This window comes from Acidisoma cellulosilyticum (genome assembly GCF_020621385.1).
GTDB classification, from domain to species: Bacteria; Pseudomonadota; Alphaproteobacteria; order Acetobacterales; family Acetobacteraceae; genus Acidisoma; species Acidisoma cellulosilyticum.
Map to the genome: position 1 here is coordinate 1 of NZ_JAESVA010000026.1, position 9523 is coordinate 9523.

8 protein-coding genes and 2 pseudogenes are annotated in these 9523 nt (G+C 59.5%); 3 read left to right on the forward strand and 7 right to left on the reverse strand.

The genetic code is table 11. The features are described 5' to 3' along the window. Positions 1-348 precede the first annotated feature (348 nt). Positions 349-1043 (forward strand): annotated as a pseudogene (locus ACELLULO517_RS28065) (IS630 family transposase); the annotation flags it as partial. Positions 1044-1296: 253 nt separating this feature from the next. On the opposite strand, the gene ACELLULO517_RS28070 reads toward ACELLULO517_RS28065, so the two are convergent. Next, positions 1297-2322 carry an IS110 family RNA-guided transposase gene (locus ACELLULO517_RS28070; protein WP_227310819.1) on the reverse strand — a complete coding sequence of 342 codons (1026 nt, stop codon included), beginning with the start codon at positions 2320-2322 and terminating at the stop codon, positions 1297-1299. Between the two features lie 72 nt (positions 2323-2394). On the opposite strand from ACELLULO517_RS28070, the pseudogene ACELLULO517_RS28075 reads away from it, so the two are divergent. Then, positions 2395-2655: pseudogene (locus ACELLULO517_RS28075) on the forward strand (transposase); the annotation flags it as partial. Positions 2656-2680: 25 nt separating this feature from the next. Here ACELLULO517_RS28075 and ACELLULO517_RS28080 read toward each other — a convergent pair. From ACELLULO517_RS28080 to ACELLULO517_RS28105, 6 genes are all read right to left on the reverse strand, one after another. Then, positions 2681-4129 carry an efflux transporter outer membrane subunit gene (locus tag ACELLULO517_RS28080; protein WP_227310820.1) on the reverse strand — a complete coding sequence of 483 codons (1449 nt, stop codon included), beginning with the start codon at positions 4127-4129 and terminating at the stop codon, positions 2681-2683. Next, positions 4126-5256 carry an HlyD family secretion protein gene (locus ACELLULO517_RS28085; protein WP_227310821.1) on the reverse strand — a complete coding sequence of 377 codons (1131 nt, stop codon included), beginning with the start codon at positions 5254-5256 and terminating at the stop codon, positions 4126-4128. Before ACELLULO517_RS28085 ends, ACELLULO517_RS28080 begins: the two co-directional genes overlap by 4 nt. Before the next feature lie 5 nt (positions 5257-5261). Continuing rightward, positions 5262-6809: an MFS transporter gene (locus tag ACELLULO517_RS28090; protein ID WP_227310822.1), complete on the reverse strand. Its 1548-nt coding sequence runs from the start codon at positions 6807-6809 to the stop codon at positions 5262-5264. Positions 6810-7630: 821 nt separating this feature from the next. Further along, positions 7631-8014: a cation diffusion facilitator family transporter gene (locus ACELLULO517_RS28095; protein ID WP_227310823.1), complete on the reverse strand. Its 384-nt coding sequence runs from the start codon at positions 8012-8014 to the stop codon at positions 7631-7633. Beyond that, positions 8011-8196, reverse strand: a complete 186-nt coding sequence (locus ACELLULO517_RS28100; protein WP_227310824.1) for a hypothetical protein — start codon at positions 8194-8196, stop codon at positions 8011-8013. Before ACELLULO517_RS28100 ends, ACELLULO517_RS28095 begins: the two co-directional genes overlap by 4 nt. A gap of 61 nt (positions 8197-8257) precedes the next feature. Continuing rightward, positions 8258-8452 (reverse strand): cation transporter, encoded by a 195-nt coding sequence (locus ACELLULO517_RS28105; RefSeq protein WP_227310825.1) that lies wholly within the window; start codon positions 8450-8452, stop codon positions 8258-8260. A 956-nt stretch (positions 8453-9408) separates the two neighbouring features. On the opposite strand from ACELLULO517_RS28105, the gene ACELLULO517_RS28110 reads away from it, so the two are divergent. After that, the coding region (locus ACELLULO517_RS28110; protein WP_406566308.1) for a sigma-70 factor domain-containing protein at positions 9409-9523 on the forward strand (115 nt) is incomplete at its 3' end.

Consider the following 9523-nt stretch of genomic DNA (forward strand, 5'->3'; position numbering starts at 1 on the left):
AACGCGTTGCGACCACCTTGGCCGGATTCCACGTCATTGCCTTCGTCGGATATATGCTCAAACAAGCTGCGATACTCATGCAAGGTGCATGACACCCTCTAGGTTTAATTGCGCTATCCCTGGCAGTTGCCGGCTGTGCGATGAACAAGCCGCCGCATCTGGCATCAGCCCATAAAATTGGCGGCCAGAATGGTTTGGCGGCGCCCGGAGCCGCCGGTGCCGGTACGCAGGACGGTCCGAGCGGGGGCGCTTCCTAGAGCGTTTCCTGTTGGTTCTGAATCGGATTTTTGATTCCCCGACGCGGGGTTGATGTGATTCAAGATGCTGACTGAAGGGAGGTCAGCATCGATGGCCCGAGCCTTATCGAATGATCTGCGGGAGCGTGTGGTATCTGCGGTTCAGTCCGGCGAGACGAGCCGGGCGGTCGCGGCCCGATTTGGGATTGCGGTATCGTCGGTGGTGAAGTGGTCGCAGCGTCATCGCGCGACCGGTTCGGTATCGCCCGACCGCATGGGCGGGAACCGCCCGCGCGTGCTGGAACCGCATCGCGCCTTTATTGCCGAGCGGATCGAGCATGCCGTCGCTGACCTTGCACAAGCTGAAGGCAGAACTGGCCGAACGCGGTATCTCCATCTCGCACGACGCAGTCTGGCGCTTCCTGCGCCGCGAAGGACTGCGCTTCAAAAAAAACGATCTTCGCTCTTGAGCAGGCGAGACCCGACATCGTGCTTAAACGCAGACGCTGGCGTCTCTGGCTGCAGGGGATCGATCCCAACCGCCTCGTCTTCATCGACGAGACCTGGATCAAGACCAATATGGCGCTGCTCCGGGGCTGGGGGCCAAAGGGCGTTCGCCTCCGGGGTTTCGCCCCTCATGGCCATTGGCGCACCCTGACCTTTCTCGGCGCGCTCCGTGCCCAAGGTCTCACGGCTCCCTGCGTCTTCGATGGTCCTATCAATGGGCGCTGCTTCCGCGCCTATGTCGAACAGCAATTGCTGCCGACGCTCAACCCAGGCGACATCGTCATCATGGACATGTGTGGACGCCCCCTGCGGAGCAAGCGGAATCTTCAATGGCGAGTGGCGTGCGGTTCGGTGCTGACATGTGTCCGGCCTTTGATGCGGCCGTGACATGCCGCGGGCCCGTATGGGAGTTCGCGGATCGGGGCCAAAGCAATCTGGCGCGCTTGGATAGCGCTTGTCCATGAACTGGCTTACCCGACCCCGTCTCACGACCGTTGCGCCATACTCTCCTTCGACCTCAGCCTGCTTCACGGCACCCCACGACCTTGACGGCTTACCCCGCCACGGCCGGAGCTCGGTAGACCCCGCCATGGGCGAGAAGCGCCCAGACCGTTCGGGCCATCTTGTTGGCAAGTGCGACCCGTACCAACATCGGTGGCTTGCGCTCCATCATGCTGGCCAGCCACGTTCCGGGCGCCGCGCCTTTGCGGGACGCCCAACCAGCGACTGCGCTCGCCCCGATAATGAGCAAGCGCCGTAGCGTGCGCTCGCCCATCCGGGATGTGCGACCCAACCGTTCCTTCCCACCGCTCGATCGCTGAACCGGCGTGAGCCCCAGCCAAGCGGCGAAATCACGCCCTCGCCGAAAGGTCGTCGCTGAGGGAGCCAGGGCGACGAGCGCTGTCGCCGTGATCGCGCCGATGCCCGGAATGGTCATCAATCGCCTCGCAACCGCATCTTCTTTCGCCCGGCGCACGATCTCGGCATCAAGCTTCAGAACCCGCTCATCGAGCGCATGCAACTCGGCGATGAGCACATCAAGCACGACGCGCGCTGGCTCGGGAAGGCCTGAGGCTGGGTCATCAACCACGGCGATCAGCTTGGACACGTGCATCGGGCCCTGCGCGACAACTATCCCGAATTCGGTCATATGCCCTCGAAGCGCATTGATCAGCTGGGTACGCTGCCGGACGAGCAGGTCGCGGGTACGGAACACCAGCGCCGACGCTTGCGCCGCTTCGCTCTTCACCGCCACGAACCGCATGGTGGGCCTTTGCGCCGCCTCGCAGATCGCTTCGGCATCGGCCATGTCGTTCTTTTGCCGCTTCACAAACGGCTTTACGTACGCCGGCGCAATCAGCTTCACCTCGTGACCGAGCCGACCGATCTCGCGTGCCCAGTAATGAGCGCCGCCGCACGCTTCCATCGCGACCGTACAGCGGGGCAGTTCCGCGAAGAAACCAATCAACTGCTCGCGCCGAACCTTCTTCCGAAGCACGGCTGCACCGCTACCGTCAGCGCCATGCACCTGGAAAACGTGCTTCGCCAAATCCAGCCCGACTGTAATAATCTGTTCCACTGACGCCTCCTTGGTGGTCTGCAACACCACCACTCTGGCACACAGATGCCGTTGGGGGGCGTCCACCCCATCAATCTCGGCAGCCATAAATCCGCTGCCGTCCGCCATCTGATCCAGGCCGCAGGCGCCAGGCTATGGTTCCTGCCGCCCTATTCACCCGATCTCAATCCGATCGAGCAGACCTTCGCCAAGATCAAACACTGGATGCGCGATGCACAGAGACGCACCATCGAAGAAACTTGGCGGCACATCGGCACTCTCGTCGCAACGATCCAACCCGCCGAATGCGCCAATTACATCGCCAATGCCGGTTACGCTTCAATCAAAACATGAAACGCTCTAGGCTCCATCTCTCGGCTTAGGGTTGAGGCGCGTCGTCCACGACCGCCCACCCGCCGCCGAGCGCTTTATAGAGTCCGATCAGATCGACATTGATGTCTGTGTCGGCCTGGGCAAGCGCATCCTGGCTATTGAGAAGCGCGGATTGTGCCGCGGTTACGTTCAGGAAGTCGACAGTCCCTTGCGCGAAGTTCTGGCGCGCAGCGAACAAGGCCGTGCGGTTCTTGTCGACCGCATTCGCAAGCTGATCGCGCTGCTCTTGACCGTCAGCATAGGCCGTAAGTGCGTTATCCACGTCCTGCCAAGCTTGCAGTACCGTCTGGCGATAATCCAGCGCCGCTTCTTTCTGCTGGGACCGGCGCAGCTTTAGCGTTCCCGTCAAACGGCCACCCTCGAACAGCGGAACCGTAATTTGCGGGCCAATCGTATATTCGAGGTCGGGTAAAGAGAAAGCATTGCCAAGCTGCAGGCCTTGAAGCCCAGCATGGGCGCCGAGCGTGATGTCCGGATAGAATGATGCGACGGCGACACCGGTTTCGGCGGTGGCGGCATGCAGCTTCGCTTCTGCCTCCCGGATGTCCGGTCGGCGCAGCAGCAAGGTGGAGGGCAGCCCGACAGGCACCTGCGGCGGCACCATCGGCAGGGCAGCTGGCTCGGCCAGCTCATCCGTCAAAGCGCGGGGCGGCAAAGCGAGCAGAAAACCGATGGCATTGATCAGTCGTGAAATCCGTTCCCTGAACGGCGTGATGGAAGCAGTAATCGTCGCGATCTGTGCCTCCGCGTTGGCAATATCTAGCGTCGTCGCCACGCCATTGGCAAACTGATCGCGGACGAGGGCAAGATTATGCTGTGCCAAGCCTAGGTCGTCTTCGGTAATTGCCAATCGCGCCTGCGTGCCGCGAAGCTCCATATAATCCTGTGCAAGGTCGGCGATCGCCTTCAGTGCGATCGCGTGGCGGGCTTCCACAGCACTCGTGGTATTGGCATGGGCTGCTTCCGTCGCGCGCCCGACCTTGCCAAAAAGATCGAGCTCCCAGGATGCTTGCAGAAGGTTCTCGAAGGTATCGAAAGCAAGTGGCGCGCCCGGTGCCGGCTCCACGAGCGACACGGCACCATTCGGGCTCTCCCGCTCGCGAGTATATTCCGACGTGCCGCTGACCTGGGGCAGACCCTGCGACGCAGTGACCTGCGTCACGTCCTCCGCCTGTTTCACGCGTTCGGCGGCCGTTTGCAGGTCAATATTCTGAGGCGCGAGGCGCGCCTCAAGCGACGCCAGTTCCGGATCATGAAAGCTTTTCCACCAGTCTTCCTCAACTGGGCCGCCAAAGGTTGTGCTGCCGACGTTTTTCGGCTCGCTGGCCCAAGTCTGCGGGCTTTGCGTTTGCGGCGCGTGAAAATTCGGCCCGACGGTGCAGCCGGCAAGCAGTGGCGCGATGATCGCGGTGCGCAAGGCGATGCGGCTGATCACGGTGCCGCCGTTCCCGAAGCCGCACTGGAGTCGCGACCGACGACATTTGCCAATCCGGTATGAACTGTGGTCTCAACTGACAGGCCAAGCCGCAGTAGCCGCGCGAGCGGTTGGTTCGGCAGAACCAGGATCTTGATCGGCAAACGCTGGACGATCTTGGTGAAATTGCCCGTGGCATTAGTGGGGGCCACAGGCTCAAATACCGCACCCGAGGCAGGCGGCACGCTGTCGACGACGCCGTTGAGGTCAATACCATAGGCATCGACGTGGATGCGCACGGCTTGGCCGGGCAGAACGTGCCGCAGAACCAACTCCCGGTAGTTGGCTTCGATAAAGATGCGATCCAGCGGCACAACAACCATCAAGGCAGCCCCGGGGCTGACTAGATCGCCGACCTGTACGGATTTTTCGCCGATCATGCCGCTCATCGGTGCCAGGATATGCGTATAGGACAGGTTGAGCTTGGCCTGGTCCAAAGCAGCCTGATCCGCCTGGACGGTCGCCTCGGCGGCTGCGTGCTGTGCCTTCAGGACATCAAGCTGGTGTTTTGAAGCCTCCAATGCGGCCTCGGCGGCGGCGAGCTGGGCCTCTTCCTCCTTCAGCATGCTTTCGGCTTGCTGCCAGGCCTGTCGCGGCCCGGCGCCGGTGCTGGCAAGGTTGCGATAGCGCTCGGCATTCTGCTGCGCGAGCGTGATGCGGGCGCGGATCTCGTCGCCCTGGGCGCTGTTCTGATTGATCTCGGAAGGCTGGCGATCGATCAAGGCGCTTTGGTTCATCACCTGTGCCTGATCCCGCGCCAGCTGTGCGGCTGCCTGATCCACCGAGGTCTGGAAATCTCTTGGGTCGAGCGTCGCTAGCATCTGGCCTTGACGAACGGTCTGGTTGTCGCGCACATCGACGGTCGCAACCTGACCCGATACGCGTGGCGCGATCGTGCCGTAATGCGCCGTCACATAGGCATCATCCGTCCAGGCATTTGGGTTAGGGATGAAGATGACAGCCAGCACGGTAACAATGAATCCGATGATGATGACGCCGGCGAGCAGCCAGGGCCAGATCGGGCTCCGCTTCGCGCGGGGCGCATCTTCATCCCCGTCGCGGTCATTGTCTTTAGATGTGTCGGACATTGCCGTTACTTCGAGGCCAGAGTGATACGGGGAGGGTAGGTGCGTTGCGGGAGGATGAGCAGAATGATCATCAGAAAAACGACGATCCCGGCCATGACGACAAAGGTGTCGCTCAGCACCATGACCTGGGTCTGCGTTTTCACGGCCGTGGACAGGGCTGACACCGCGCCGACCGAGCGTGGAATGCCGTCGGGCAGCATCGCTGCCGGATAGCGGGGGTCCACGACCTGCGCCTGGATCAGCCGAAAGCGGTCCTGGCCCATCTGATCGGTGATGCGGTCGGAATGGAGCGAGCCACGCCAGCGCGTCATCAGCTGCAACAGCCAGGGCCCGACGGCTTCTGCGACACCACGCGGCGTATTGAACAGCGCGGAACCGAAAGGTCCCTCCGCTGGTTGAATGCTGTTGGTCGCCATCATCAGCAACGGCATCACCACGAGGGCGTCGCCCGCCGCCTGACAGACCTGCCAAAGCACGAACTGGGAGGCGTTCCAGGCGCTGGTCAGCAGACTATCGCCGATACAGGCGGCCAGGATGAAGCTAAAACCGATGAAGTTTAGGACCCGCGCATCGACCCAGGCGAAATCCAGAATCCGCGCGACCGTCGGAAGAAAAATCAGCTGCAAAGCCGCAATGATCGCCGACAGATAGAAAAGCTGTTCCGGCCGGAACTGCTGCACCTCCTGCAGATAGGTAAAGGGCAATGTCGAAGAGGAGGAGCCAATGAGGATGAAGCAGAAAAGCGTGATGCCGCCATAGGCAAGATTACGACGCGACAGAAGCTGAAGCTTGAAGAGTGGAACTTCATGAAACCATTCGTTGATCATCAGCAGCGGCAACGCCACGGCGGCCACTAGAGCGAGAACGCAAATGAGGGACGAATTCCACCAGTCGTAGCGGTCGCCCTGTAGCAGCATCGTGGTCAAAGCGCCCGTGCCAATCGCCGCGAGAAGCATGCCCCGCCAGTCTATTTTTTTCAGCCGCGCATATTGCGGAGGATCCTTCGGCATGCCGTACCAGCACAAAACCGCCGCCAAGGTGCCAAGCGGGATGACCTGGAAAAAGACGAAGCGCCAGCCGACAAGATCGGTCCAAAGGGCAGCGATTGGCGCGCTGAGATTAGGAAAAAAGGTCGCCGTCAATGCGTAGGCGATCAGCCCATAGAGCCGGATGGCGGGCGGCAGGACGCGAAGCGCGACCGACATCAACATCGGAATGACGAACCCGCCGCTGATACCTTGCAGCAATCTCAGGCCATAGAGGATCGTGAGGTTCGGTGCGAAGGGAACAAGGGGTGTCGTGACACTCATCAGCCCGATCACGAAGAATATAAAACGGCGGAACGACACCGTGACCGACCACCAGGGCGAGATAGCCATGCCGAAACAGGCACCGGATATATATAGGCTGGTGAACCACGTCGCCGGATCATGGCTAAGCCCCAACCCACCTTGAATATCCGGCAAAGCGATTGACCCAACCTGGTCATTAAGCTCGCTCGCCAAGGCAGTGACGATAACGCCGGCAAGACCGAATAGAGGTCGCTTATTCAAAAGCAGCTAGATCGGAGTGATCATCCCCAGTAAAAACCCGAACGAGCGCCGACCGGCGATGTGTGAAAAGAGCCAACATTATTTGGATAGCCATGGACCGCCTGGAAGAGGTGCAAACTCCTTACCTCCCGCCGGTCCGCGTGGCTATGCTGCATCATAGTCAGTCGGGAAGAAAGGCGATTGGCGTGCAATCAACTCTCTGAGAGATTGTAGTAATCGCACTAATGGCTGTGACATCGGGCACCGCGCTACGAACATCTTTCGCACCGCTCTATCGATAACGGTTCGGCAAAGCAAAACCTTGAAGCAGAAGCCTAGATGAAAGGAATTAGGTGCCGTCCCATTTGTGGTAATGCGTTCAATAATGCGTCATGGTGGTGAGATGCGACGGTGTGCGTCCATGAGCGAGTTGAATGTCATCAGGGCCCAATAGATGTCCCTGAGACAGAATCCAAGGCTGGCGACCATGGGACAAGCCGCTCGACAAAATGCGCATGGCCTCGTTGACGGCGGACTGGACATCCGAATGATGAGCGGCAGTTGAAGAGGGCAATGGCGATCCTGCCCTGAATGCGGTGTCTGGAGGCGTAGCGCCTCGTGCTACCCATACTAAAATAGCTCACCCATTTGGATGTTTGGTCATTCCTGCCTCCCTCTGTTCGCGAGATTTGTAATCTACGCCATCGGTGCAAATAGGTAGGTGTCGTGCGTTATCTAGATCGATCTGAAAAAAATTTGTGGATAATGGGATAAATTGAAATCAGCATATTGGAGCAACGCGCTCGTCTTCCCAGGCAAGGTGCTATCGAATGATCACGGCTTCATGGGCACGAAGACTGTGGAATTGCCGCGCGTCGGCTCGCTTCGAAACTTTGCGCCTCGACGAAGACCCGCGTCGCGTCCGGGTGCGCTGTCTTGATGCGTTGCTCCAGTCGGCTCACCGTTTGCTCGATGGCGGAGGCTGGTTGCTTGTCTTCGAAGTCCAGGCTGAGCGCCACCAGCACGTCTCTTGGGCCGAAATGCATGGTCGGCAATTCGTTCAGCCGCACAACCCCTGGCTCGGCCTCCGCTAGACGCCGCAGGCTCGCCCTGACCTCAGGCTGCACGCCCTCGCCAGTCAGCAGGCTCTGGCTCTCAGAGGCAAGCAGTCCAGTGGTGATAGCCAGGAGGAGGCCGATGACGACCGAGGCAACGCCGTCCGTCACCGGAAGGTCGAATACTTGATGGCGTCGATCCAGCGGCGCTGGCCCTTACTGCCCCGAAATTCCCGCAACGCGACCAGCCAGGTCAGCCCCTCGAACACTACCCCCACGGCCAGCACACCATAGCTGATGATCTGGTTTCCCAGTGGATAGGGATTGAGGATCTTATTGATACCTTCCACCACGCGACACCCGCTCCCAATCCGAAAATCAAGATGGCGACGATGAAGGTCCAGAAATACAGCTTCAGCCCGTGCCTGAACGAATGCTCGACTGAGGGGGCTTAGCCGCTTGGCGCATGCCATGCAGCAGCAAGCCCTGATTGCCGGTATCGACGAGCGAATAGATAGCTTCGCTGAGCATCGCGAAACTTCCGGTCAGCCAGGCCGCTGCGAATTTCGACACGGCGATCATCATATTGCCGGCGAGCGCGGCATAGATGACCCGCTTAGATCCCTAGGAAGCCATATCGTCCTTTGTCATCACACAGGGGCTCTGTCATGGGCTAAGAGCCAAGGCACCGCGAGCCCGGCGTCGGACGCGCGCTGACCCGCTGATCGCTTGCTAGGAACCGTTTTGCCGCGCTCCGACGGTTGCGGCTGAAGATGAGGTTTCTCTAGGGTAGCAAGATCTCAAAATTCTTCCGTCGTAAGAAACATAAAACGAACGGGCTTAAAGCAGTTGTCGAGCCACGATGTTCCTGTTATGTTCTTTATGTGGTGCCGCTTGGATACGAATTTCTTCTCCAGGGAGCCTTGCCTGACCTGAGGCGGTGCACTGTCGGAGAAGCGGTCGCAGATTGTCGTGGAGGTGTTGTCAGCATGGCGACAGATCGATGGAGCCGGAAGCAGGCCAGTAGTGCACGGCGGCGGCCGCCGCCGACGGAAGAGGAAAAGCAGAGGGTATCGGAGATACTGCGGGGCCTTCGCCCATCAGGGACGATTGGTCGCTCGAATCAGCTCGTCGATGAAAGGGTTAGACCGTCCCCGTGCTATCTGCTCGAGCTGCAGCTTTTGGCACAATATGAGCAATGCGCTTCCGACGTCTGGCTTGGGCGGGAGCGTCGGGCTGCTGCCGCGTTGCGGGCAGGTGTCATTCGCGGAAAGTCTGTGCAAAGCGGTTAAAGCCGATCTCGACTGATACATATTAATATAGCGCGTGAGCAGCCCATTAATCGGTGACTGTTTAGAAGAACACCTTTGACTGGATAATTTTTCTGGATTGGAACTTGTTCGATATTGGCAGTCATCACTGAATGGTTACTGCTCCATTAGAGACGATCTCCGCTTCGTGAAGAGACGAATTACTAATCCCAATTCATAGAGGGTCAACGAGTTTGACTATTTTTGAGTAGGCGGGTGCTTTACCGAGCCGTCTCCAAACAACAGGAGTGTCCTATGGCTCTCGCGATGCTGAAATTTGCGCCAGAAGATAACCTCTCCCGCTATCTGCAGGACATACGGAAATACCCGATGCTGACGGCTGAGGACGAGCTGAAATTCTCGAAGGCTT

Coding starts and splice junctions, on each gene's coding strand:
- ACELLULO517_RS28085 (WP_227310821.1), bottom strand. CDS start 5,256: ATGTCCGACACATCTAAAGACAATGACCGCGACGGGGATGAAGATGCG.